The sequence below is a fragment of the Pseudomonas sp. LAIL14HWK12:I1 genome (assembly GCF_003202095.1).
Taxonomy (GTDB): domain Bacteria; phylum Pseudomonadota; class Gammaproteobacteria; order Pseudomonadales; family Pseudomonadaceae; genus Aquipseudomonas; species Aquipseudomonas monteilii.
Window position 1 is genome coordinate 24,408 of the sequence record NZ_QJKG01000011.1, and the last position, 23,232, is coordinate 47,639.

The 23,232-nt window shown below is 63.9% G+C and carries 20 protein-coding genes; 10 read left to right on the forward strand and 10 right to left on the reverse strand.

Going from position 1 to position 23,232, the window contains the following annotated elements; genetic code table 11:
• Window positions 1-176: 176 nt before the first annotated feature.
• From D906_RS22940 to glcD, 5 genes are all read right to left on the reverse strand, one after another.
• On the reverse strand, window positions 177-2,348 hold the full coding sequence (locus tag D906_RS22940; RefSeq protein ID WP_019099229.1) for a malate synthase G: 2,172 nt from the start codon (window positions 2,346-2,348) through the stop codon (window positions 177-179).
• A 90-nt stretch (window positions 2,349-2,438) separates the two neighbouring features.
• On the reverse strand, window positions 2,439-2,837 hold the full coding sequence (locus tag D906_RS22945; RefSeq protein ID WP_019099230.1) for a heme-binding protein: 399 nt from the start codon (window positions 2,835-2,837) through the stop codon (window positions 2,439-2,441).
• Entirely contained in the window at window positions 2,830-4,065 is a 1,236-nt protein-coding gene (glcF, locus tag D906_RS22950; RefSeq protein ID WP_027608887.1) for a glycolate oxidase subunit GlcF, read from the reverse strand. The genes D906_RS22945 and glcF overlap by 8 nt, the downstream gene beginning before the upstream one ends.
• Window positions 4,066-4,074: 9 nt before the next feature.
• Window positions 4,075-5,127, reverse strand: coding sequence for a glycolate oxidase subunit GlcE (gene glcE, locus D906_RS22955; RefSeq protein WP_027614962.1), 1,053 nt, complete (start codon window positions 5,125-5,127; stop codon window positions 4,075-4,077).
• On the reverse strand, window positions 5,127-6,626 hold the full coding sequence (glcD, locus tag D906_RS22960) for a glycolate oxidase subunit GlcD (protein WP_019098607.1): 1,500 nt from the start codon (window positions 6,624-6,626) through the stop codon (window positions 5,127-5,129). Before glcD ends, glcE begins: the two co-directional genes overlap by 1 nt.
• A 194-nt stretch (window positions 6,627-6,820) precedes the next feature.
• On the opposite strand from glcD, the gene glcC reads away from it, so the two are divergent.
• Complete coding sequence (gene glcC, locus D906_RS22965) at window positions 6,821-7,585, forward strand: transcriptional regulator GlcC (RefSeq protein ID WP_027614961.1); 765 nt, start codon at window positions 6,821-6,823, stop codon at window positions 7,583-7,585.
• A gap of 61 nt (window positions 7,586-7,646) precedes the next feature.
• Here glcC and D906_RS22970 read toward each other — a convergent pair whose 3' ends face one another.
• The gene (locus tag D906_RS22970; RefSeq protein ID WP_019098605.1) at window positions 7,647-7,964 is read right to left on the reverse strand and encodes a DUF2388 domain-containing protein; all 318 of its coding nucleotides are present in this window, start codon (window positions 7,962-7,964) and stop codon (window positions 7,647-7,649) included.
• A 292-nt stretch (window positions 7,965-8,256) separates the two neighbouring features.
• Here D906_RS22970 and D906_RS22975 point away from each other — a divergent pair, with 292 nt between their 5' ends.
• Window positions 8,257-8,883 carry a glutathione S-transferase family protein gene (locus D906_RS22975; RefSeq protein ID WP_019098604.1) on the forward strand — a complete coding sequence of 209 codons (627 nt, stop codon included), beginning with the start codon at window positions 8,257-8,259 and terminating at the stop codon, window positions 8,881-8,883.
• A gap of 22 nt (window positions 8,884-8,905) precedes the next feature.
• On the opposite strand, the gene sfnR is transcribed toward D906_RS22975, so the two are convergent.
• The 4 genes from sfnR to D906_RS22995 form a co-directional block, all read right to left on the reverse strand.
• The gene (sfnR, locus tag D906_RS22980; protein WP_019098603.1) at window positions 8,906-10,006 is read right to left on the reverse strand and encodes a sigma54-dependent transcriptional activator SfnR; all 1,101 of its coding nucleotides are present in this window, start codon (window positions 10,004-10,006) and stop codon (window positions 8,906-8,908) included.
• 9 nt (window positions 10,007-10,015) lie between these two features.
• Window positions 10,016-11,203: an acyl-CoA dehydrogenase family protein gene (locus D906_RS22985; protein ID WP_025752645.1), complete on the reverse strand. Its 1,188-nt coding sequence runs from the start codon at window positions 11,201-11,203 to the stop codon at window positions 10,016-10,018.
• A gap of 9 nt (window positions 11,204-11,212) precedes the next feature.
• On the reverse strand, window positions 11,213-11,773 hold the full coding sequence (gene msuE, locus D906_RS22990; RefSeq protein ID WP_016711107.1) for an FMN reductase: 561 nt from the start codon (window positions 11,771-11,773) through the stop codon (window positions 11,213-11,215).
• A 234-nt stretch (window positions 11,774-12,007) separates the two neighbouring features.
• The gene (locus D906_RS22995; RefSeq protein WP_027614960.1) at window positions 12,008-12,616 is read right to left on the reverse strand and encodes a TetR/AcrR family transcriptional regulator; all 609 of its coding nucleotides are present in this window, start codon (window positions 12,614-12,616) and stop codon (window positions 12,008-12,010) included.
• A gap of 84 nt (window positions 12,617-12,700) precedes the next feature.
• On the opposite strand from D906_RS22995, the gene D906_RS23000 reads away from it, so the two are divergent.
• The 8 genes from D906_RS23000 (at window position 12,701) to D906_RS23035 (ending at window position 23,180) form a co-directional block, all read left to right on the forward strand.
• The gene (locus D906_RS23000) at window positions 12,701-13,450 is read left to right on the forward strand and encodes an SDR family NAD(P)-dependent oxidoreductase (protein WP_019096233.1); all 750 of its coding nucleotides are present in this window, start codon (window positions 12,701-12,703) and stop codon (window positions 13,448-13,450) included.
• Window positions 13,443-14,198, forward strand: coding sequence for an SDR family oxidoreductase (locus D906_RS23005; protein WP_019096234.1), 756 nt, complete (start codon window positions 13,443-13,445; stop codon window positions 14,196-14,198). The genes D906_RS23000 and D906_RS23005 overlap by 8 nt, the downstream gene beginning before the upstream one ends.
• A 238-nt stretch (window positions 14,199-14,436) precedes the next feature.
• Window positions 14,437-16,512 (forward strand): hydantoinase/oxoprolinase family protein, encoded by a 2,076-nt coding sequence (locus D906_RS23010; RefSeq protein WP_097156183.1) that lies wholly within the window; start codon window positions 14,437-14,439, stop codon window positions 16,510-16,512.
• A gap of 24 nt (window positions 16,513-16,536) precedes the next feature.
• Window positions 16,537-18,201 (forward strand): hydantoinase B/oxoprolinase family protein, encoded by a 1,665-nt coding sequence (locus D906_RS23015; protein WP_016711102.1) that lies wholly within the window; start codon window positions 16,537-16,539, stop codon window positions 18,199-18,201.
• A 3-nt stretch (window positions 18,202-18,204) separates the two neighbouring features.
• The gene (locus D906_RS23020; protein WP_019096236.1) at window positions 18,205-19,407 is read left to right on the forward strand and encodes an aminotransferase class I/II-fold pyridoxal phosphate-dependent enzyme; all 1,203 of its coding nucleotides are present in this window, start codon (window positions 18,205-18,207) and stop codon (window positions 19,405-19,407) included.
• A 25-nt stretch (window positions 19,408-19,432) separates the two neighbouring features.
• Window positions 19,433-20,245: an NAD(P)-dependent oxidoreductase gene (locus D906_RS23025; RefSeq protein ID WP_019096237.1), complete on the forward strand. Its 813-nt coding sequence runs from the start codon at window positions 19,433-19,435 to the stop codon at window positions 20,243-20,245.
• 27 nt (window positions 20,246-20,272) lie between these two features.
• Window positions 20,273-21,469, forward strand: a complete 1,197-nt coding sequence (locus tag D906_RS23030) for an FAD-binding oxidoreductase (RefSeq protein WP_027614958.1) — start codon at window positions 20,273-20,275, stop codon at window positions 21,467-21,469.
• Between the two features lie 25 nt (window positions 21,470-21,494).
• Window positions 21,495-23,180 carry a thiamine pyrophosphate-binding protein gene (locus D906_RS23035; RefSeq protein ID WP_019096239.1) on the forward strand — a complete coding sequence of 562 codons (1,686 nt, stop codon included), beginning with the start codon at window positions 21,495-21,497 and terminating at the stop codon, window positions 23,178-23,180.
• Window positions 23,181-23,232: the final 52 nt, after the last annotated feature.

The window sequence follows — 23,232 nt, forward strand, 5'->3', positions numbered from 1 at the left end:
CTTGCGGTTTCCAGTGCCGATCTTGTTTTTTGCGTGCAGAGGCAGCAAGCAGGATGCTTCCGAGAACGTTGTGGGAAATTTCTGAGGGCGCCGGAATACCACCCCTGACGGGCCGGCGGCAGATGTTTGCTGCCGGCGCAACACAAGGCCGCGCCAGCAGCTCCGCGCAGCTTGGGCTAGCGTTGAACCTGCTGCTTGAACTGCAACCGCCAGCCATGCAGCAACGGCTCGGTATAGCCACTAGGTTGCTCGCGCCCCTTGAACACCAGCTCTCGGGCGGCGCGAAACGCATGCGATGCCTCGAAGTTGGCCGCCATTGGCCGGTACGCCGGGTCCCCGGCATTCTGTTGGTCTACCACCTTGGCCATGCGTTGCAGAGTCGCCTCGACCTGCTCGGCACCCACCACGCCATGGTGCAGCCAGTTGGCGATGTGCTGCGCTGAAATACGCAGGGTGGCACGGTCCTCCATCAGGCCAACATCGTGGATGTCCGGTACCTTGGAGCAGCCGACCCCTTGTTCGACCCAGCGCACCACGTAACCGAGGATGCCTTGGCAGTTGTTGTCCAGTTCAGCCTGGATATCGTCGGCACTCCAGGGCCGCTCTGGGCTGACCGGTACGCTGAGCAGGTCGTTCAGCAATGCGTGGCGCTGGGCGTTCAGATCGACTGCTTCCAGCGCGTGCTGCACCGCTGCCACGTCTACCAGATGGTAATGCAGCGCATGCAGCGTTGCGGCCGTCGGTGAGGGTACCCAAGCGGTGTTGGCACCGGCCTTGGGCTGGGCAATTTTCTGTTCGAGCATGGCCGCCATCAGGTCGGGCATGGCCCACATGCCCTTACCGATCTGTGCCTTGCCGCGTAATCCGCAGGCCAGCCCCACCAGCACGTTGCTGCGTTCGTAGGCCTGGATCCAGGCACTGCCTTTCATGTCGCCCTTGCGCAGCATGGCACCGGCTTCCATGGCGCTGTGCATCTCGTCCCCGGTGCGGTCGAGGAAGCCGGTGTTGATGAACACCACCCGTGATGCAGCACTGGCGATGCAGGCTTTGAGGTTGACGCTGGTGCGCCGCTCTTCGTCCATGATGCCCATCTTCAGGGTATGCGCGGGCAGGCCCAACAGGGACTCGACGCGACCGAACAGCTGGTCGGCAAAGGCCACTTCGGCCGGCCCGTGCATTTTCGGCTTGACGATGTACAGGCTGCCTTCGCGCGAGTTGCCTCGGCGCTTGAGATCGTGCAGGCCGATCAGGCTGGTGACCACGGCATCGAGGATGCCTTCCGGAATTTCCCGGCCATCGCGGTCGTGGATCGCCGGGTTGGTCATCAGGTGGCCAACGTTGCGAATGAACAGCAGCGAACGGCCTGGCAAGGTCAGTGGCTGGCCGTTTGCACCGTGATACTGGCGGTCGGCGGCCAAGGTGCGGCTGAAGGTTTTGCCGCCCTTGCTGACCTGTTCGCTGAGGTCGCCTTTCATCAGTCCCAGCCAGTTACGATAGACATTGACCTTGTCGTCGGCATCGACGGCTGCCACTGAGTCTTCGCAGTCGATGATGGTGGTCAGTGCGGCTTCCAGCAGGATGTCCTTGACCCCGGCCAGGTCCTGCTGGCCGATGATGTTGGCCGGGTCGATCCGGATTTCGAAATGCAGTTGGTGGTGCTGCAGCAGGATCGCAGTTGGCGTGTTTGGCTCGCCTTGGTAGCCACGCATTTGCGCGGGGTTTTGCAAGCCAACCTGGCGGCCATCGGCCAGGGTGACCTGCAGTGCGCCCTGGTTGATCGCGTAGGCCTTGGCGTCGCTGTGTGAGGCGCCGGCAAGCGGGGCTGAGGTATCGAGGAATTGCCGGCCATAGGCAATCACCTTGGCGCCGCGCACCGGATTGTAGCCTTGGACGCGCTCGGCACCCGCGGTTTCGGCGATGGCATCGGTGCCGTAGAGGGCATCGTACAGTGAACCCCAGCGGGCGTTGGCGGCGTTGAGGGCGTAGCGGGCATTGCTCAGCGGCACGACCAGTTGCGGGCCGGCTTGTACGGCGATCTCGCGGTCGACGTTGTGGGTGCTGATTTGCACGTCTTCGGGGGCATCCACTAGGTAGCCGATGCCTTGCAGGAAGTGCTGGTAGGCCACCATGTCGCGGATTGGGCCGGGGTGCTGGCGGTGCCAGCTGTCCAGTTCGGCCTGCAGGCGCTCGCGTTCGGCGAGCAGTGCACGGTTTTGCGGGGCGAGGTCGTGGACCAGGGTGCTGAAGCCTTGCCAGAAGGGGGCGGCTTCGATGCCGGTGCCGGGGAGCACTTCGTCTTCGATGAAGCGCTGGAGGATGGGGGCTATCTGGAGTTGATGGTTTGGCATTGTCTGTCCGCTCGATGTTCAGTTTTCAGGAAATGGGGTGCCTGTGCTGGCCTCTTCGCGGGTGAGCCCGCGAAGAGGCCAGCACAGGATTTACAGAACAGCTGCCCCGACCTTGGCCACCTGGGCGTCTTGCTCGGACTTGACCCCGGACACACCGATGGCACCCACCACCTGGCCGTCCACCCGCAACGGCACGCCACCTTCCAGGCTGGTCAGCAGCGGTGCAGTGACAAATGCAGTACGGCCACCATTGACCATCTCTTCGTAATCCCGTGTTTCCTTGCGCCCCAGCGCAGAGGTCCGAGCCTTTTCCACGGCAATGTAGGCACTGGCTGGCGCACAGCCGTCCATGCGCTCCAGGGCTAGCGGGTGACCACCGTCGTCAACCACGGCGATGGTGACGTTCCAGTGTTGGGCCAGGGCTTCCTGGCGGGCGGCGGCCAATACGCGGGCGACTTCGGCCTGGCCGATCACGAACTTGCTATGCATGGGGGGGCTCCGGGTTCAAGGCTGCTTCGACAATTTCTATCCAGTGCCGTACCGGCGTACGCCCGGCCCCGTCGAGGTGGGCCTGACAGCCGATGTTGGCGGTGGCGATGACGTGCGGTTTGCCGCTTTCCAGTGCGTTGAGGCGGTTGTCACGCAGTTGCAGTGACAATTCGGGCTGGGTCAGCGAATAGGTGCCCGCCGAGCCGCAGCACAGATGGCCGTCCGGCACAGCGGTGAGGGTAAAGCCCAGGCGCGTCAGCAGCGCTTCCACCGCGCCGCCCAGCTTCAGGGCATGCTGCAGGGTACAAGGGCAATGGAAGGCCAGGCGCTGTTCGGCGCACAGGCCTAGTTGCTCGATCGGCTCATCGCGCAGCACTTCTACCAGATCGCGGGACAGGGCGCTGACCCGCGCGGCCCTGGCGGCGTAACGGGGGTCTTTCTCCAATAGATGGCCGTAATCACGCACGAACGCGCCGCAGCCGCTGGCGGTTTGCACAATGGCCTCGGCCCCCGCTTCGATGGCAGGCCACCACGCGTCGATATTGCGCCGTGCACGTTGCAGGCCTTGCTCTTGGGCATTGAGGTGGTAGTCCACCGCGCCACAGCAGCCGGCCTGGTGGATCGGCTGCACGCTGATGCCCAGGCGGTCCAGCAGGCGCGCGGCGGCGGCGTTGGTGTTGGGCGACAAGGCTGGCTGCACGCAGCCTTCCAGCATCAACACCCGGCGTGCATGGCGCGGTGCCGGGCGCTGGCCAGGGGCGACCACCCGTGCCGGCAGTTTGCGCTTGAGTGTGGCCGGCAGCAGCGGGCGCAAGGCCTGGCCGCCACGGGTCAGGGCCTTGAACAGCGCCGGGCGTGGCACCACGGCTCGCAGGCCCTGGCGCAGCAGGCGCTGACCGAGCGGGCGCGGCACCTGTTGTTCGACCACGGCGCGGCCGATGTCCAGCAGGTCGTGGTATTTCACCCCTGAGGGGCAAGTGGTTTCGCAGTTGCGGCAGGACAGGCAACGGTCCAGGTGCAGTTGCGTGCTGGCCGTGATCGGCTCGCCTTCGAGCAGTTGCTTGATCAGGTAGATGCGCCCGCGCGGGCCGTCCAGCTCATCGCCCAGCAACTGGTAGGTGGGGCAGGTGGCGGTGCAGAAACCGCAGTGCACGCAGGAGCGCAGGATGCTTTGCGCCTCGTCGGCGCGGGCCAGGCGTCGGGAGGCTTCACTCAGGTTGGTTTGCATGGTCTGGCCTCACAGGTTCGGGTACAGGCGGCCAGGGTTGAACACGCCCTGGGGGTCGAGCTGCTGCTTGAGCGTCTGGTGGTAGCGCATCAGTGCAGCGGGCAGCGGCGGGCTACTGTCCGCTCCAGCGGTGTAGCAGGTGGCGTGGCCGCCCACGTTGGCGACCAGGTCGCGAATGGCCTGTGCCGGTGCGCTGGACGTGAGCCAGCGCTGCGCTCCACCCCAGTCGATCAGTTGCTGGCCGGGCAGGTCCAGCTCGCCGGTGGCGTTGGGCAGTGACAGGCGCCACAGCGGTGCAGGGCTGTTGAAGAATGCCAGGCGCTGCTCGCGCAGGTCGCTCCAGAAACCGCTGTCGAGGGTTGCGCCGCCCAGTCGCTGGCGTGCCGACTGAACCGAGCCTTCGCCGCCTTCCAGGCGCAGGTACAGCGCTTCGCCGTCATGGCAAGCCGCGCTGATCGGCAGAGGCTGCTGGCCCCATTCGGCCAACTCGGCCAGCGCCTCATGCCGGCCCATTGGCAGGCGCAGGCTCAAGCACTGGCGCGGCCGGGGCAGTACTTTCAACGAAACCTCGGTCAGCAACCCCAGGCAACCGAAGCTGCCCACCATCAGCCGTGATACATCGTAACCAGCCACGTTCTTCATCACTTCGCCACCAAAGCGCAGCAACTTGCCGTGGCCGGTGATCACCCGCGTGCCCAGTACATAATCACGTACCGACCCGGCCCATGGCCGCCGGGGGCCAGACAAGCCGGCGGCGACCATGCCGCCCAAGGTGGCGTCCGGGCCCAGGTGTGGCGGTTCACAGGGAAGCATCTGGCCGGCTTCGTGCAGCGCCGCTTCGATCTCGCGCAGCGGTGTGCCGGCGCGGGCGGTGAGCACCAGTTCGGTCGGGTCGTAGCTGACGATGCCACTGTGGCTGCGGGTGTCGAGTACTTCGCCAGCTACAAGGTTGCCCAGCCTGGCTTTGCTGTTACTGCCCTGGATACGCAGCGGTGTGCCTTGGTTCAGCGCCTGGCCGACCTGCTCCAGCAGGGCCTGGCTGTTGTCGCGGTCCATGCTCATCAGAAGCGCTCCAGCTCGGGGAAGGGCAGTTGCCCATGGTGCACATGCATGGCACCGAACTCGGCACAGCGGTGCAGCGTGGGAATGTTCTTGCCGGGGTTGAGCAGGCCCTGCGGGTCGAAGGCGGCCTTCACCGCGTGGAACAGGGTGATTTCGTCGCTGTTGAACTGCGCGCACATCTGGTTGATTTTCTCGCGGCCTACGCCGTGCTCGCCCGTAATGCTGCCGCCTACCGCCACGCACAGTTCGAGGATCTTGCCGCCGATGGCTTCGGCACGCTCCAGTTCACCTGGCAGGTTGGCATCGAACAGGATCAGCGGGTGCATGTTGCCGTCGCCGGCATGGAACACGTTGGCCACGCGCAGGCCGTATTCCGCGGACAGGTCACTGATGCCCTTGAGTACCCGTGGCAGTTCGCGGCGCGGGATGGTGCCGTCCATGCAGTAGTAATCCGGCGAGATGCGCCCCACCGCCGGGAAGGCGTTCTTGCGCCCGGCCCAGAAACGCACGCGCTCCGCTTCGTCGCGGGCCAGCCGTACTTCGCGGGCCCCGGCGTGCGCCAGGACGGCGGCCACCCGTTCACAATCGTCATGCACATCGGCTTCGACGCCATCCAGTTCGCACAACAGGATGGCTGCCGCGTCCACCGGGTACCCGGCATGAATGAAGTCTTCGGCGGCGCGGATGGCCAGGTTGTCCATCATCTCCAGGCCGCCGGGAATGATACCGGCAGCGATGATTTCGGCGACTGCCCGACCGGCGTCCTCGACACTGTCGAAACTGGCCAGCAGCACCCGCGCCACCTGGGGTTTGGGGAGCAGCTTGACGGTCACTTCCGTGACGATGCCGAGCATGCCTTCGGAGCCCGTGAACAGTGCCAGCAGGTCGAAGCCTGGGCTGTCCAGCGCATCGCTGCCGAGGGTCAGGCGTTCGCCTTCTACCGTGAGGATTTCCACCTTGAGCAGGTTGTGCACGGTCAGGCCGTATTTCAGACAGTGCACGCCTCCGGCGTTTTCGGCAACGTTGCCACCGATGGAGCAGGCAATTTGCGAGGACGGGTCTGGTGCGTAGTACATACCGTGCGGGGCGGCCGCCTGGGAGATGGCCAAGTTGCGCACGCCGGGTTGCACACGGGCGTAACGGCCCTGTGGATTGACCTCCAGAATGCGGTTGAAGCGCGCCATTACCAGCAGGACCCCCTTGGCCAGCGGCAGGGCGCCGCCCGACAGGCCGGTGCCGGCGCCACGGGCTACCACGGGTACGCCGCGCTGGTGGCAGAGCCTGAGCAAGGCCTGCACCTGCTCCAGGCGCTCGGGCAGCACCACCAGCAGCGGTACCGTGCGATAGGCCGACAGGCCGTCACATTCGTAGGGTTTGAGGTCTTCTCCGCGGTACAGGATATCGAGGTCTGGCAGGGCCTTGCGCAGCGCCTGCAACAGGTCCGCCTGGTCTACGGTGGGCAGCGCGCCATCGACGCGTTCGTCGTACAGGATATTCATCGGCTCACTCGGCAACGTTTTTGTTGTTGTTGGCAAAGCGGTCACCGGTGCAGCCTGCACGTGCCAACGGCCCTGGTCGAGCGCGTCGTTCACTGGTCCTACCAGTTTTTCTGCAAAGGGCTGGTTATTGACGGCTTTGCCTGGCTAGATTGGAGCCATCGGTTGAGGTGGTCCTACCAGTAGGAGAAGGCGTGATGGGTGCTGAGGGCAAGGTCAAGGTCGCCGACCAGGTGGCCGAGCGTGTGGAGCGCCTGATCGTTGACGGCGTACTCAAGGTGGGCCAGGCCTTGCCGTCGGAGCGGCGGTTGGTGGAGAAGCTGGGGTGTTCACGCTCGGCACTGCGCGAAGGGCTACGCATTTTGCGGGGGCGCGGCATCATCGATACCGAACAGGGGCGGGGCTCGTTCGTCGCCGACCTGACAGGGCAGTCGGGTGCCACACCGTTGATGCATTTGTTTGGCTCGCAACCGCGTACGCTGTTCGACTTGCTGGAAGTGCGGGCGTTGCTGGAGGCAGAGTCGGCGCGGCTGGCGGCGTTACGGGCCACCGAGGTTGACCGCTTGCTGATTCGGCGGCGCTACGAAGACATGCTGGCCGCGCACGAGGCACCAGACGCGATCGATGCCCGTGAACACGCTCGTCGCGACCACGCGTTCCACCGGGCGATCAGTGAGGCGTCACACAACCCGGTGCTGGTGCATACCTTGCAATCGCTCAGCGACCTGACCTTGAGCACGGTGTTTGCCTCGGTCAACAACCTGTATTGCCGGCCGGCGCAAAAGCGCCAGATCGACCGCCAGCATGCACGCTTGTATCAGGCGGTGATGGAGCAGTTGTCGGAGCAGGCGCAGCGGGCTGCGCGCGAGCATATCAACGGGATTCGCGACAGTTTGCGGGAGATCGAGCAGGAGGAGCAGCGCCTGGTCAGGGCAACCATGCGCATGGATGGCTGGGGGTGAATGTTTGCCTGCGCCGGCCCTTTCGCGGGCGCGCCCGCGAAAGGGCCGGCGCAGGCTGACTTCAATGATCGGCTATCCGATCATCCTGCGACAGAATGGCCCGGGCCAGCTCTTCATCATTGGCTTGCAGCCCAGGGTGGTCCCTGCGGGCTTGTTCCAGCGCCGACTCCACATAGGCGCCACGGATTGCACCGCCACTGGCAACGAAGGCAGAAAGTTCATCGCGTGCCGGGATGATCCGTTTATCGTCCTTGAAGGTCGAGTAAAGCGAAGCGGAAACACCGGCCGAGGTGGCGACGTCGCCCGCATCGACGCGGGCCAGGGCAGCACCGGCAGGCAGCAGGAGCAGCAGCGCAGGAGCGAGGAGTAGGTGGCGCATGTCGTGTTCTCCAGTAGCGTGAAGCCCAAGGTAATAAAACACTCAACGTTTAAGAGAGCACGCAGGAGGTGGTAGTTCCCTTGGGGGCCACGAAATAGATTGTGTGGGGGCTATGACGGGAGGAACGGGGAATGGGGTGTTCTGGCTGCAGGAGAACAACCGCCGTCCAGATTGCCTGAAGATAGATTGACCGTGGCGGGCCGGGCGTGATTTGCTCGGCGCTACGGCTTCTTCGCGGGTGAACCCGTGAATGGCCCGACACGATCATTCAAAGGAAAATGAAGGTTCGCCGATGTCCGAATACACGCTGCATTGCTTCGCCGAATCCGGCAACGCCTACAAGGCCGCGCTTATGCTTGAGCTCACTGGCCAGGCCTGGCAGCCGGTTTTCGTCGACTTCTTCAACGGCCAGACCCGCGAGCCAGGCTGGCGCGATGAGGTGAACGAGCAGGGCGAGGTGCCGGTGCTGGAGCACGCGGGCAAAACCTTCACCCAGTCTGCGCTGATCCTGGAATACCTTGCCGAACAGACCGGTCAGTTCGGCCCGCGTGATGAAGACGAAAAACGCGAGATCTGGCGCTGGATGCTGTTCGACAACCACAAGTTCACCAGCTATTACGCCGCGCTGCGCTTTCTATTCTGCCTGAAGAAAACGGGGGAAACGGACGTGACGCGATTCCTGCGTGAGCGTGCCACGGCGGCTTACCGTATTGTCGACGCACACCTGGCAAAAACGCCGTTCATGGTTGGCGGCCGGCTGACCATCGCCGACCTGTCGTTGGCGGGGTATGTGTTCATGCCTGAAGATACAGGGATCCCGCTGGTGGAGTTCACTCATATCGAGGCTTGGAAGGCGCGAATCCAGGCGCAGCCGGGGTGGAAGCATCCGTATGAGCTGATGCCGCGTACGGCATCCTGAGGCCTTCGCGGCACTGCAAGGCTCAGATGGACAACCGTATCACCCGGTTGTCCAGCACTTGCTGTTCTTGCCCCCGCCGCTTGTTCACCACCAGCTCGCCAATGGCAATCAGCCGCGTGCGCGTGATGTTGCGCGACAACCCCAGCAACTGCGCGGTATGCACCTGGTTGTAGTGGCAGAACCGGTAGGCCGAGCGCAGCAAGGCGTTTTCCACCTTCTCGTACAGGTCGCCCGGCTGCTCCTCGAACAGCTGGCTGAACGCCCGCTGCAACAAGTCGTCTACACCATTGCCAGCCGTCTCTTCCTCTTGCCGCTCGATGCGCAGGTTGGACAGGCGCAGGTCCTGCGCCTGCACCGTGCCGTCGCCGCAAGTGAGCAAACTGTGGTGAATCACGTTCTCCAGCTCGCGGATATTGCCCGGCCAGCTGTATTCCACCAGCTTGGCCTGGGCTTTGGCGCTGAGCTCCACCGGGCCGTAGCCCAGTCGGTCGCTGTAGCTGCGAATGAAGTGCCGGGCCAGTGGCAGGATGTCACCCGGGCGGTCGCGCAGAGGGTGCAACTGTAAGGTCACCACGTTGAGCCGGTAGTACAGGTCTTCACGAAAATGCCCGGCGTTGATGGCCTTTTCCAGCTGCACGTTGGTTGCGGCCAGGACCCGCACATTGATCGGGATGCTCTTGCGCGACCCTAGCCGCACCACCTCGCGCTCTTGCAGCACGCGCAGCAACTTGACCTGGATCGGCAGGGGCAGGTCGCCGATTTCGTCGAGGAACAGCGTGCCGCCATTGGCTTCCTCGAACCAGCCGGCCTTGGCCGCCAGCGCGCCGGTGAAGGCGCCTTTTTCATGACCGAACAGTTCGGCCTCCACCAGCGACTCCGAGAACGCCCCGCAGTTGACTGCGACGAATGGGCCGTTGCGCCGGCCACTGAGGTTGTGGATGTGGCGTGCGACCAGCTCCTTGCCCGTACCGGTTTCGCCGATGATCAGGACGCTGGCCTCGCTGGGGGCGACCTGTTGCAAGTGGGCGAGCAGCGCCTGTGACCTTGGGTCTTCGAAGACCTGTGCGGTCGCCCTGATCGAGGTAGCCAGTGTCGGTGACGGGGGGAGGGTCAGCAGTTGCATGGGCAATCCTCAGGAATAGAAGGATGGGGCAGGGCGCTTGTCGTTGAGGGCCCACTCGCCGAGTTCGTGGATGCGGTAGTCCACCGGATCGTGCAGGGTTTGTGTGCGCAGGTTGCGCCAATGGCGGTCGAAGCGCAGCGAGGCATGGGTGGCGCGTGCGCCGGTGACCTCGAACAGGCGGTTGCAGATGTCCAGGCCGTGGCGGCTGGCGGCGACCTTGGCGGTGCCGATGGCCAGGGCCAGATCGCCGCGCTCTTCTGCCGTGAGGGCATGTTCCTTGGCCCAGGCGGCATCCAGCTGGCGTGCGGCCCGTTCGATCAGCAGACGCACGCTTTCAAGGCCAACCCAGAACTCGCCGTAATGGCGCAGCACATAAGGGTCTTCGGCACTGCTGGCGGCGCTGGAGCGGAACCACGGCCGGCTTTCCTTGAGGGTGTACTGGCGGGCTTCTTCGAAGGCGCCTTCGGCAATGCCGAGGAACAGGTTGGCGAAGTGCAGCTGGGCAATCAGCGGGCGCAGGGCGGCGAACGGAGTGCTCAGCGGGCCTGGGTCGAGTAGCAGTTCGTTGTGCTCTACCCGCACCCGCTCGAACGTGGCGCTGCCACTGTCGGTCTGGCGTTGACCGATGTTGTTCCAGTCGCTATGCAGGCTGATGCCGGTGCGGCCACTGGGGATGGCGGCAATCAGAAGCTTGCCGCCGGCACGTTCGTCCACCGCCGAGGCGATGAGCATTTCCGAGTCGCTGGCGCCGGAGCAGAAGCTTTTCTTGCCCGAAAATTCGCACCAGCCATCGAAGTGCTTGACCACGGTGCGGGTGTCCAGCGGGTTCAGGGCATTGCCCCAAAACCACTGTTTGCGGGCGGTCTGTTCGAACCAGGGCTGCCATTGGTCGGGGCGTGAGAACAGGCGTACGGTGGCCAGCATCAGGTGGTGAAAGCCGAACACATGGGCAATGGAGCTGTCGACCCGGGCGAACTCGCGCACCACCGCGAACGTGTCGTGCCAGTTGGCACCCTGCCCACCGAAGGCCTGCGGGATCACCAGCGACAGCAGGCCGCTGTCACGCAGGGCATCGCGCTCGGCTTTCGGGGTGCCGCCGCGCTCGTCGCGTTCTACGGCGGTCTGGGCAAACTGCCCGGCCAGTTCGCGGGCGATGGCCAAGGCCGGGCGCAGCGGGGTATTCACAGGTGCATTCATGGCCGCTCCTCAGGCGCTTTTACGCAGTGCGTGGTGGGCGCCGAACAGCGGCACGGCACGCTCTGCAGCCAGGCGGATGCGGGCGGCGAGGGCATCGCTGGACACGCGATAGTCGGCCAGTTCTGCCTGGCTGGCGAACACGCCGATTGGCAGGGTCAGGGCTTGCAGGAAGCTGAACAGCGGGCGCAACTGATGGTCGAGCACCAGCGCATGGCGTTCGCTGCCGCCGGTGGCGGCGAGCAGAACCGGGGTGTCGACCAGGGCATCCTGGCCGATCAGGTCGAACAGGTGCTTGAAGTGGCCAGTAAAGCTGCCGCGGTACACGGGGGTGGTCACCACCAGCAGGTCGGCTTTTTCCACCAGACGCAGTTGCTGCTCGACGGTGTCGGGCAGTTCGCTGCGCCACAGGGCGCTGCCCAGTGGGCGGGCGATGTCGCCCAGTTCGATCAGGTGCGGCTTGATGTGCAGGTGTTCAGCCAGCTCAGCGAGGATCGCCTCGGTCAGGGCCAGGGTGCGTGAAGGGCGGGAAGTGCCGCCGGACAGGGCTACGACATTCAGTGGGGTGCTCATGGGCAGGTCTCCGGTTCGGGTTGAGCGGGGGACTTTGCTTGAGCAATCGTCGTGCCGGGTTCTAATGTTCTTCTAAATCAACAAGTTATCGCGTTAGCAGGTTTGCGTCGCTGTTGCCGGGCGGGCGTTTCGTGTTGATTGGGTGTTGCGCTGCGAACAGTTGGCCAAGTGTTGGCGGCTGTGCAGTGGAGAGAGTTATAGAGGATTATCGTTCGTTAAAAAAAGAATAAGAATTCATATTGTTATGCATTTATATGGATAAGCCGCCGTCTTGCCGGTACCGACAATGCCCTGTACGAACGTCACCAGTTGATCCCTCGCGGTGATCACGCTTCCCCATTGCGCCTGCCCGCACAGCAAACCCAGTACGGCATGGGCAATCGACCGCGCTCGGAGTGCCGGCAGCCCGCACTCTGCGGCGACAATGTCACTGAGCAGCCCGCTGTATTGCGTTTTCAACTGTTCGATTTGCAACAGTTGCTCTGTGTTCAGGTTCATGGCTTCCCGCGTCAGCAGCACCAGTTTGTCGGGGTTGGCCTGGCTATACGTCACGAAGGCCTGCACAAAGCACGGCAAGTGTTCACTGATGGTACGGGCACCTTTGAGGCATTGTCGGGTTTCATACAGCAGATCGGTCAGGCTCGACTCGATCAGCTCGAACAGCAGCCCCTGTTTGCTCTCGATGTGGTGGTACAGCGAGCCGGCGCGCAGGCCCAGGTGGCTGGCCAGGTCACGCAGGCCTATGGCCTGGTAGCCATGGCTGGCAAACAAGGCGCTGGCCGCCTCCAGCAGGCGGTCCCGAGCGTGCGGGGTGGGTACGGGCGAGAGGCTGGAAGCGGGCATGGACGCACCTGTGGGCGAATTGATGTTTGACCAAATGTAAGACAACAGGCATCTTACGTAAAGACTCAATCGCGGAGGTGTTTCGTGGAAAATCAAACGGTGGTGATCGTAGGTGGTGCCTCGGGTCTGGGCCTGGAAACAGCCCGGCTGATGGTTAAACGTGGAGCCGGCAAAATCGGCCTGATCGACCGCAATGAGCAATTGCTGGTACAAGCCGCAGAAGAGCTGCGCGGGCAGGGTGTAGAAGTGGCAATCGCGGTAGGCGACATTGCCCGCAAGGACACCGCCCATGCAGCCTTCGACCAGATCGTCGAAGGCTTGGGGCGGGTGCATTGCCTGGTCAACAGCGCGGCCATCTACCCGCGTAAGGACATCTTCGAGATCACTGACGACGAGTGGGACCTGGAGAACGCCGTCAACATCAAGGGTACCTACCACATGATGGTCGCCGCCGCGCGCCACATGCAGCAGTACGTGGCGGCCCCGGCGGTGACCGGGCGTATCGTCAACGTGACGTCGGTGGATGCCTTCAAGGCCCACCCGCAAAACGCCCACTATGCCGCCACCAAGGCAGCGGTGGTAAGCCTGACCAAATCGTTTGCCCAGGCCTGTGCCAAGGACCAGATCCTGGTCAACTCGGTAGCCCCGGCCGGTTTTGCCACCGAGCGCGCCAAACAGCTGGGCTTCCTCGGCGAGCTGGCGGCAGCCAACCCGCTGGGCCGTGCTGCGGAACCGGCAGAAATCGCCGAGTGGATCGTGATGATGGGCAGCAGCCGCAACAGCTACGCCACCGGTGAAAACGTGATTGTCAGCGGGGGCTACATCTATGCCTGAAGCCGCATTTCCTGAGGGCTACCAGCGCGCGCTGGTGACCGGGGCTACCAGCGGTATCGGCAAGGCCATCGTACTGGCGCTGCGTGATGCCGGCCTGCGAGTGATTGCCGTGGGGCGCAGCGCTGAGGCGTTGGCCGAGCTGGCTGGCGAGCCGGGTGTGACCACCTTGCAGGCGGATGTGCGTGATTACCGTTCGCTGGCTGCTGCCCTGGAAGGGCAAGCGGTGGATGTGCTGGTCAATAACGCGGGCATTCTGTCCACCCGGGCGGCATTCCAGGACATCGACGAAGCCGAAATCGACAACATGCTCGACATCAACCTCAAGGCGCCGTTGCACCTGGCGCGCCAGGTGCTGCCAGGCATGGTCGAGCGGGGCAGGGGGCACCTGTTCTTCATTGGCTCCAGTGCTGGTCGAGCGCCGCACCCGGGTGCAGCGGTGTACGGCGCGTCCAAGGCCGGGGTCAGCCTGTTCTGCGATGCCTTGCGCTGTGACCTGTTGGGCAGCGGCGTGCGAGTGACCGAGATTGCTCCGGGCCGGGTGCAGACACAGCTGTACAAGACTGCCATGGGCATGCAGGCGGCAGGCAGTGAGCTGTATGACGGTTATGAGTCGATCCAGCCGGAAGATATCGCCCAGCTGTTGCTGGCGGCGCTGAAGATGCCGCGGCAGGTGGATGTCTCGCGGTTGGAGGTATTCCCTACTGCGCAGGCGGTGGGGGGCGGGCGGATGGTCAAGACGGCGGGCTGATCCGACGGTTCTATCGCCTGTACCGGCCTCTTCGCGGGCACGCCCGCTCCCACAGGATCACCACTGGTCCACAGGCACCACAGTACCTGTGGGAGCGGACGTGCCCGCGAAGAGGCCAGTGCAGGCAATGCAGTTTTGAGTAAATAGGTGCTTGACCACCTGTAAGACAACATATAACTTACATTAAGACTGCCTCAGCCGGTTGAGACAACTACAGAGCATTGCAGGGGATATGACGATGACTGCGACATCATGCCGGGTCGGCGTGGACATAGGCGGCACCTTCACCGATATCGCGCTGGACGTGAATGGCGTGCTGAATTCGACCAAGATCCTGACCGACTACGAGCTGCCTGAACGGGCCATCCTCACCGGCGTGCGCCAGGTGGTGGAGCAGGCGGGCCTGGCCCTGTCGGACATCGACCAGTTGATCCATGGCACCACCTTGGCCACCAACGCCCTGATCGAGCGCCGTGGCGCGCGCACCGCCTTCATCACTACCGAAGGCTTCCGGGACACCCTGGAAATGCGCACCGAAAACCGTTTCGAGCAGTACGACATCAACATCGCCCTGCCGCCGCCACTGATCGATCGTGACCACCGCTACACCCTGCGTGAGCGCCTGAATGTCAAAGGCCAGGTACTGATCGCCCCTGCGCAGGCCGAGATCGATGCCCTGGTCGAGCGCATTGCCGAAGGCAACTACGAAAGCGTGGCCATTGGCTTCATTCACAGCTACGTCAACGGTGCTCACGAACGCCAGTTGCGCGATGCCCTGCAGGCGCGACTGCCGCAGTTGTCGATTTCCATTTCCAGCGAAGTCTCGCCGCAGATGCGTGAGTTCGAGCGCTTCAACACCGTGTGTGCCAATGCTTACGTCAAACCGCTGATCAAGTCTTACCTGGACCGCCTGGTGGTGACCCTCAAACAGGAAGGCGCCCATTGCCCGGTGTTCATGATTCACTCCGGTGGCGGCATCATCTCGGTGCAAAGCGCCGCTGAGTTCCCGGTCCGTCTGGTGGAGTCCGGTCCGGCTGGTGGCGCCATCTTTGCGGCCGACATCGCCCGCCGCTACCAGCTGGAGAACGTGCTGTCGTTCGACATGGGTGGCACCACGGCGAAAATCTGCCTCATCGAAGACCAGGTACCGAAAACCGCGAAAACCTTCGAGGTTGCCCGTACCTACCGCTTCAAGAAGGGCAGCGGCATGCCGATTTCCATCCCGGTGGTGGAAATGGTCGAAATCGGTGCTGGCGGCGGCTCCATCGCCAGCCTCGACAGCATGCGCCAGATCCGCGTGGGCCCGCACAGTGCGGCCTCCGAGCCTGGCCCGGCCTGTTACGGCCGTGGTGGCCTGGAGCCGACCATCACCGACGCCAACCTGCTGCTCGGCCGCCTGGATGCAGACAACTTCGCCGGTGGCGCGCTGCGTTTGTCCACCGACAACGCGGCCAACGCCATGGCCCGGGTCATCGGCCAGCCGCTGGGCATGCAGGCCGACACCGCAGCGTTTGGCGTGTGCGAAGTGGTTGACGAGAACATGGCCAACGCCGGCCGTGTGCATGCGGTGGAAAGCGGCAAGGACATTGCCGACTACACCATGATCACCTTTGGCGGTGGCGGCCCGCTGCACGCTGCACGGCTGTGCGAGAAGATGGGTGTGGCACGCTTTATCGTCCCGGCGGGTGCTGGCGTGGGCTCGGCGATCGGCTTCCTGCGTGCGCCATTCGGTTACGAGGCCGTACGCAGTGCGTTCGTACGCTTGTCCGAGTTCGAGGCCGCGCAGGTCAATGACCTGATCGACGAGATGAAAGCCGAATCGCTGGGCTTCCTGCGCCAGGGCATGCCGATCGGTGAGCCGGACATGGACTGCACCGCGTTCATGCGTTACGTGGGCCAGGGCTGGGAAATCCCGGTTGCCTTGCCATTCAAAGCCTTCAGCGCTGCCGACACGCTAGAGTTCAAGGCCCGCTTCGAAGCAGCCTACACCCGCTTCTTTGGCCGCCCCATCGAAGGGCCGGACATCGAGATCGTCAGCTGGTCGGTCAAGGCCAGTTCGCCCCTGCCACCCGTCACGCAGATTGAGGAAGTGGGCGCCGCCTACCGCGCCCATGAAATTTCCCGCCGCCAGGTGTTCGACGTGGCCGCCGGTGGTTTTGTCGAAGCCGGCATCCACCCACGCGAAGAGCTGCAAGTCGGTGCCCGTGTCGACGGCCCGGCGGTCATCGTCGAGCGCGAAACCTCGACCTTCGTCACCTCCAATTTCACCGCCACGGTCCAGCCAGACGGCTGCCTGCTGGTCGTGCGCCGCTAACGCCTGAATTCGGAAGCCAGAACCATGAGCGATACGTTGATCGACATTCAAATGCAGGTGATGTGGAACCGCCTGGTCTCGGTGGTCGAAGAGCAGGCCCTGACCCTGATTCGCACGGCCTTCTCCACCAGTGTGCGCGAAGCCGGCGACCTGTCCGCCGGGGTGTTCGACCGCGCCGGCAACATGCTGGCCCAGGCCGTCACCGGCACCCCTGGCCATGTGAACACCATGGCCGAGGCGGTGGTGCACTTCATCAATGACATCGGCGAGGACAACATTTTCGAAGGCGATGTCTACGTGACCAACGACCCGTGGAAGGGCACTGGCCACCTGCACGACATCACCATCGTTTCGCCATCCTTCTACAAGGGCAAGCTGATCGGCTATTTCGCCAGTACTGCCCACGTGGTCGATATCGGTGGCCGGGGCTTCGGCCCCGATGCCCGCGAAGTGTACGAAGAAGGGCTGTTCATCCCGATCATGAAGTTGTTCGAGCGCGGCAAGGTCAACCGCGACCTGATCAACATCCTGCGCAACAACGTGCGTGAGAACGACCGGGTAGTGGGCGACTTCTATGCGTTGTCGGCGTGCAACGAAACTGGCCACAAGCGCCTGCTGGACATGCTCGAAGAGTTCAAGCTGGACGACCTGGAGTACATCGGCGGGTTCATCCTCGAACACAGCCGTCGCGCTACCCTGGAGTGCTTCAAGTCGCTGCCCCACGGCACCTACAGCAACAGCATGACCCTCGACGGCTACGATGTGCCGGTAACCCTGGCGGTCACCATCACTGTTGGCCCCGACGGTATCAAGAGCGACTTTACCGGCACTTCTGGCATGAGCCAGTTCGGCATCAACGTGCCGCTGGGCTACGCCAAGGCTTATGCCTGCTATGGCCTCAAGTGCATCGTCGCACCGGAAATCCCGAACAACACCGCTTCGCTGGCGCCCTTCGAAGTCACCGCGCCTGAAGGCTGCATCCTCAATGCCAAGCACCCGGCGCCGGTGTCGGTGCGCCATGTGCTGGGCCATTTCGTGCCCGACCTGGTGCTCGGCGCGCTGCACAAGTGCCTGCCAGGCAAAGTGCCGGCCGAGGGTGCCAGCGCCCTGTGGAACCTGCACCTGAGCGTGCGTCCGCTGGAGAGCAACCCCAACGGCCGCAATGCCGAGATGCTGATGTTCAACAGCGGCGGCATGGGTGCCCGCTCGACGATGGATGGCCTGAGCGCCACGGCGTTCCCCAGCGGCGTACACACCATGCCGGTGGAAGCCACCGAACACGCCGGCCCGGTCGTGGTATGGCGCAAGGAACTGCGTGAAGGCTCCGGTGGTGCTGGCCAGTTGCGCGGTGGCCTGGGCCAGGAAATCGAAGTGTCGGCGGCCGAAGGCTACAGCTTGCGCTTCAGTGCCATGTTCGACCGTATCCAGTACCCGGCACGCGGCCTGGAGGGTGGCAAGGAGGGCGCCCAAGGCTTCGTTGGCCTGGATGACGGCAGCGTGCTGCGCGGCAAAGGCCAGCAATTCGTACCCGCTGAGCGCCGCCTGGTGCTGCGCCTGCCCGGGGGCGGTGGTTATGGCGACCCGCGCCAGCGCGACCGCAAGCAGGTTGAGCGCGATGTACGTGCCGGTTACATCAGCGCCGAGCAGGCACGTAACGACTACGGCTTTGACGCCGCTCAGGAGCGCTAGAGGATGGACGTGCAAAGCAGCCGCGTGCGCGCGGTAAAAAGCTCGCCAAGCATGGCCGTGTCGGTACTGGCCAAGCAGATGCTGGCCAAGGGCGAACCGGTCATCAACCTGGCACTCGGCGAGCCGGATTACAACGTACCGGCCCACGTGATCGAAGCCGCCCACCAGGCGATGCTTGCGGGTAACAACCACTACACCGGGCCCAACGGTCTGGAGGTGTTGCGCCAGGCCATCGTCGACAAGTTTGCCCGGGAAAACGACCTGGTCTACGGCCTGGACGAAATCTGCGTAGGCAACGGTGCCAAGCAGCTGTTGTTCAACGCCTTTCTGGCCACGCTCGAACCGGGCGACGAGGTCATCACCCCGGCGCCGTACTGGGTGTCGTACACCGACATGGCCATGCTCAACGATGGTGTGCCCAAGGTTATCCCTTGCGGGGCCGAGCAGGGGTTCAAGCTCAAGCCCGAGCAGCTGGAAGCGGCCATTACCCCGCGCACACGCTGGGTGATGCTCAACTCGCCGAACAACCCGAGCGGGGCGATCTTCACCCGTGAAGAGTTCGCCGCGTTGGGCAAGGTGCTGGCGCGCCACCCGAACGTGCTGATCATCTCCGACGAGATCTACGAGCACATTGTGCTGGGCGATCAGCCGTTCGTGTCGTTCGTCACTGCTTGCCCGCAACTGCGTGAGCGCACCTTGCTGATCAACGGCGTGTCCAAGGCCTATGCCATGACCGGCTACCGCCTGGGTTACGCCGCCGGGCCGAAAGACCTGGTCGTAGCCATGAACAAGACCCAGTCACAGACCACCACCTGCCCGTCGAGCATTTCGCAACTGGCCGCCGTGGCGGCGCTGAACGGGCCGCAGGACTTCGTGCGGGAGGCCAACCGTGAATACCAGGCGCGTGGCGCGCTGGTGGTGCAAGGCTTGGCGCAGATCCCGGGCTTGCAGCTGCAGATGCCGCAGGGCGCGTTCTATGCCTTCCCCGAGGTAGGTGCCTTCATCGGCAAGCGCACCCCGGATGGCCAGGTCATTGGCAACGATGCCGACCTGTCGGCCTACCTGTTGCGGGTCGGCAAAGTCGCGACTGTGCCGGGCTCGGCGTTTGGCCTGGAACCCTACATTCGTCTGTCGTTCGCCACGTCGCGGCAGGAACTGGAACAAGCCCTGGGGCAGTTGCGCGACGCGTTCGCGGCGCTGTCCTGAGCCCATCAAGCAATCGAGGTAACACATGAGCAAGCCTTTCAAACGCCTGCTGATCACCGGCGCCGCCGGACGCCTGGGCAGCGTGCTGCGCAAGCACCTGGCCGCCTTCGCCGACGAGTTGCGCCTGACCGACATCGCCGACATGGGCCACGCTGCGCCCCATGAACAGTTGGTGCGCTGCGACCTGGCCAACTTCGACGATGTGCTGCCGCTGACCGAAGGGGTTGACGCCATCGTTCATGCCGGTGGCGTACCGGTGGAGGACACTTTCGAGAAAATCCTCAACGGCAACATCGTCGGCACCTACAACATTTACGAAGCCGCGCGGCGCAACGGTGTGAAGCGTGTGGTGTACACCAGCTCCAACCACGCCATCGGCTTCTATGACCGCACCGAGACCATCGATGCCACCGCCGCGCATCGCCCCGACAGCCTGTATGGCGTCAGCAAGTGCTTTGCCGAAGACCTGGGCCGCTACTACTGGGACAAGTTCGCCATCGAGTCGGTCAACCTGCGCATCGGTTCGTCGTTCCCCGAGCCGCTGGACCGGCGCATGCTCGCCACCTGGCTATCGTTCGACGACTTCGCCCAGCTCACCGAGCGCTCACTGTTGGCGCCACGGGTCGGACACATGATCGTCTATGGCATGTCGGCCAACCGCGAAAGCCTGTGGGACAACCGCCTGGCCTCATCGATCGGCTATGTGCCCAAGGACAGCGCCGACGACTACCGCGACAAGGTCCTGGCCAAGCACCCGCCACTGCACCCGAATGAACCCGCTGCACGCTACCACGGCGGCAACTTCGCCGGCGCCGGCCATTTCGAAGACCCGAAATAACGCCCACATCAGAAGAGAGCTAATTCCATGGCTTCCACCGCTAAACAACAGAATTACGATGTGGTGATCGTCGGCGGCGCGGTCAACGGCAGCGCCACCGCCTACTTCCTGGCCAACAACCCGGACTTCAAGGGGTCGGTGCTGGTCATCGAGCGCGACTGGACCTACAACAAGTCGGCCACCGCGTTGTCCAGCAGTTCGATCCGTCAGCAGTTTTCCAACCCGATCAACATTGAAATCTCCAGGTTCGGCGCCGAATTCGTGCGCAACTTCCCCGACGTGATGGAAGTGGATGGCGACCGCCCGGATCTGGCCTTTCACGAAAATGGCTATCTGTTCCTTGGCGACGACAAGGGCTATGAAGTGCTGCGCCGCCTGCACGATACCCAGGTGTCTCACGGCGCGGATGTGCACCTGCTCGATCCCGAGCAGCTCCAGCACAAGTTTCCCTGGGTGAACATCGACCGCCTCGCTGGCGCCAGTTATGGCCAGAGTGGAGAAGGCTGGTTCGACAGCCTTGGCATGCTCAACGGCTTCCGCCGCAAGGCGCGTTCCATGGGCATCGAGTACATCGAGAACGAGGTGGTGGGTATCCAGCGCGAAGGTGATCGCATTACCGGCGTTCAACTGGCCAGCGGCGAGCGTATCGGCTGCGGCCTGTTGGTGAACTGTGCCGGTACTCGCGGCACCAAGGTCGCGCGCATGGCGGGCCTGGATATTCCGGTCGAGCCACGGCGCCGCTCGCTGTTCGTGTTCGACTGCCGTACCCCGCTGGAAGGCACCGTGCCACTGACCATCGACCCGACCGGGGTGTTCTTCCGCCCCGAAGGCAAGTTCTACCTGGGCGGCACCTACCCTAAAAACGACCCGGAAGTGGACTTTGAAGACTTCGACGTGTTGCACGAGGAGTTTGACGAAGAGGTGTGGCCGATTCTTGCCGAGCGGGTGCCCGCGTTCGAGGGCATCAAAGTGGTCAACTATTGGGCCGGGCACTACGACTTCTGTGTGCTCGACCACAACGCCATCGTGGGCCCGCATAACGAAGTGAGCAACTTCCTGTTTTGCAACGGCTTCAGCGGGCACGGCCTGCAGCAGGCACCGGCCATTGGCCGCGGGCTGTCCGAGCTGATCACCTATGGCGGCTACCGCTCGCTCGACCTGGGCGCGCTGAGCTACCAGCGGGTGATCGACAACAAGCCGTTCCTGGAAGACTCGGTTATCTGACCGCAGCGCCTGAGGGAGAACAACAATGAGCAACTCCGAAGTGAAGCGCAGTGGCGGCCAGGTACTGGTCGATGCCCTACGGGTGAATGGTGTCGAGCGTGCGTTCTGTGTGCCGGGTGAAAGCTACCTGGCGGTGCTCGATGCGCTGCATGATGTGCAGGACGAAATCGACCTCATCGTCTGTCGCCAGGAGGGTGGTGCCGCCTACATGGCCGAGGCCTACGGCAAGTTGACCGGCAAGCCGGGCATCTGCTTCGTTACCCGTGGCCCAGGCGCCACCAACGCCTCTGTAGGCGTGCACACCGCCTTCCAGGACTCCACGCCGATGCTGCTGTTCATCGGCCAGGTGGCCCGCGACCAGATTGAACGCGAAGCCTTCCAGGAAGTGGACTACCGGCGCATGTTCGGCCAGATGGCCAAGTGGGTGGTACAGATCGACGATGCCGTACGCATTCCCGAACTGGTCAACCAGGCCTTCCAGCGCGCCATCAGCGGCCGCCCCGGGCCTGTGGTGATCGCCTTGCCGGAAGACATGCTGACGGACGTGGTACAGGTAGCCGATGCCCGCCCGGCCCAGCGTGTCGAAGCCGCCCCGGCGCCGCAGGCGCTGGGCGAACTGCAGGCGCTGCTGGCCAAGGCCAAGCGGCCACTGGTAATTGCCGGTGGCGGTGGTTGGAACGCCCAGGCGGTGGCCGACCTGAAGCGCTTCGTGCAGGCGCAGCATTTGCCGCTGGCAGCGTCATTCCGCTGCCAGGACCTGTTCGACAACACCGACCCGCACTATGCCGGCGACCTTGGCCTGGCTGCCGGCCCGGTATTGGTCGATGCAGTGAAGCGATCTGACTTGTTGATCGTGGTAGGCGCACGTCTGGGCGAAATGACCACGGGCGGTTACGCGCTGGTCGACATCCCGACACCAAAACAGGCACTGGTGCATGTGCACGCCAGCGCCGAAGAAATTGGCCGCGTCTACCAACCGACCCTGGGCATCAATGCCGGCCCGGCGAGCTTCCTGAACCAGGCCGCCACCTTGCCCGCCGTGCGCCCGGCGGCGTTCACCGACTGGGTCGCCAGCCTGAACAGCGGCTACCGGGGCAACTTCGAAACCCCGCGTTCGCCGGGTGATGTGCAGATGAGCGAAGTGATCGCCTGGCTGAACAAGACCTTGCCGGCCGATAGCATCCTTACCTGCGGTGCCGGTAACTACACCGGTTGGGTGCACCGTGGCTACCAGCACCGCGTATTCCGTACGCTGCTCGGGCCTACCAACGGCTCCATGGGGTACGGCGTGCCGGCAGCAGTAGCAGCCAAGTTGACCTACCCGCAGCGCACGGTAGTGGCGTTTGCCGGCGACGGTTGCTTCCTGATGAATGGCCAGGAGCTGGCCACGGCGGCGCACTACGACGCCCGGGTGATCACGGTGGTGGTCAACAACGGCATGTACGGCACCATCCGCATGCACCAGGAGCGTACTTACCCGGGCCGGGTCTCTGGCACCGAACTGCATAACCCGGACTTTGCCGCCCTGGCGCGCGCCTATGGGCTGCACGGTGAAACGGTCACTCGCACTGAGGACTTCGCCGCCGCCTTCGAGCGTTGCCAGGCGTCCGGCAAGCCGGCGCTGATCGAGGTGCAGGTCGACCCTGAAGCCCTGACCCCGCGCATGACCCTCAGTCAGATCCGCCAAAAGGCCCTGCAGGCCAAACGCTGACTCACCTCAGGTGGGGCGCGGTCCGGCCCCACCTTTTTCATTCTTCGAACGA

What these genes read in the sequence shown, in the direction of transcription:
- D906_RS23025 (WP_019096237.1), top strand. Translation starts at nt 19,433, where the DNA reads ATGAGCAAGCCTTTCAAACGCCTGCTGATCACCGGCGCCGCCGGACGC.
- D906_RS23035 (WP_019096239.1), top strand. Translation starts at nt 21,495, where the DNA reads ATGAGCAACTCCGAAGTGAAGCGCAGTGGCGGCCAGGTACTGGTCGAT.
- glcD (WP_019098607.1), bottom strand. Translation starts at nt 6,626, where the DNA reads ATGAATATCCTGTACGACGAACGCGTCGATGGCGCGCTGCCCACCGTA.
- D906_RS23005 (WP_019096234.1), top strand. Translation starts at nt 13,443, where the DNA reads ATGCCTGAAGCCGCATTTCCTGAGGGCTACCAGCGCGCGCTGGTGACC.
- sfnR (WP_019098603.1), bottom strand. Translation starts at nt 10,006, where the DNA reads ATGCAACTGCTGACCCTCCCCCCGTCACCGACACTGGCTACCTCGATC.
- D906_RS22985 (WP_025752645.1), bottom strand. Translation starts at nt 11,203, where the DNA reads ATGAATGCACCTGTGAATACCCCGCTGCGCCCGGCCTTGGCCATCGCC.
- D906_RS22945 (WP_019099230.1), bottom strand. Translation starts at nt 2,837, where the DNA reads ATGCATAGCAAGTTCGTGATCGGCCAGGCCGAAGTCGCCCGCGTATTG.
- glcF (WP_027608887.1), bottom strand. Translation starts at nt 4,065, where the DNA reads ATGCAAACCAACCTGAGTGAAGCCTCCCGACGCCTGGCCCGCGCCGAC.
- D906_RS23020 (WP_019096236.1), top strand. Translation starts at nt 18,205, where the DNA reads ATGGACGTGCAAAGCAGCCGCGTGCGCGCGGTAAAAAGCTCGCCAAGC.
- D906_RS22940 (WP_019099229.1), bottom strand. Translation starts at nt 2,348, where the DNA reads ATGCCAAACCATCAACTCCAGATAGCCCCCATCCTCCAGCGCTTCATC.
- msuE (WP_016711107.1), bottom strand. Translation starts at nt 11,773, where the DNA reads ATGAGCACCCCACTGAATGTCGTAGCCCTGTCCGGCGGCACTTCCCGC.
- D906_RS23030 (WP_027614958.1), top strand. Translation starts at nt 20,273, where the DNA reads ATGGCTTCCACCGCTAAACAACAGAATTACGATGTGGTGATCGTCGGC.
- D906_RS23010 (WP_097156183.1), top strand. Translation starts at nt 14,437, where the DNA reads ATGACTGCGACATCATGCCGGGTCGGCGTGGACATAGGCGGCACCTTC.
- glcE (WP_027614962.1), bottom strand. Translation starts at nt 5,127, where the DNA reads ATGAGCATGGACCGCGACAACAGCCAGGCCCTGCTGGAGCAGGTCGGC.
- D906_RS22970 (WP_019098605.1), bottom strand. Translation starts at nt 7,964, where the DNA reads ATGCGCCACCTACTCCTCGCTCCTGCGCTGCTGCTCCTGCTGCCTGCC.
- glcC (WP_027614961.1), top strand. Translation starts at nt 6,821, where the DNA reads ATGGGTGCTGAGGGCAAGGTCAAGGTCGCCGACCAGGTGGCCGAGCGT.
- D906_RS22995 (WP_027614960.1), bottom strand. Translation starts at nt 12,616, where the DNA reads ATGCCCGCTTCCAGCCTCTCGCCCGTACCCACCCCGCACGCTCGGGAC.
- D906_RS23015 (WP_016711102.1), top strand. Translation starts at nt 16,537, where the DNA reads ATGAGCGATACGTTGATCGACATTCAAATGCAGGTGATGTGGAACCGC.
- D906_RS22975 (WP_019098604.1), top strand. Translation starts at nt 8,257, where the DNA reads ATGTCCGAATACACGCTGCATTGCTTCGCCGAATCCGGCAACGCCTAC.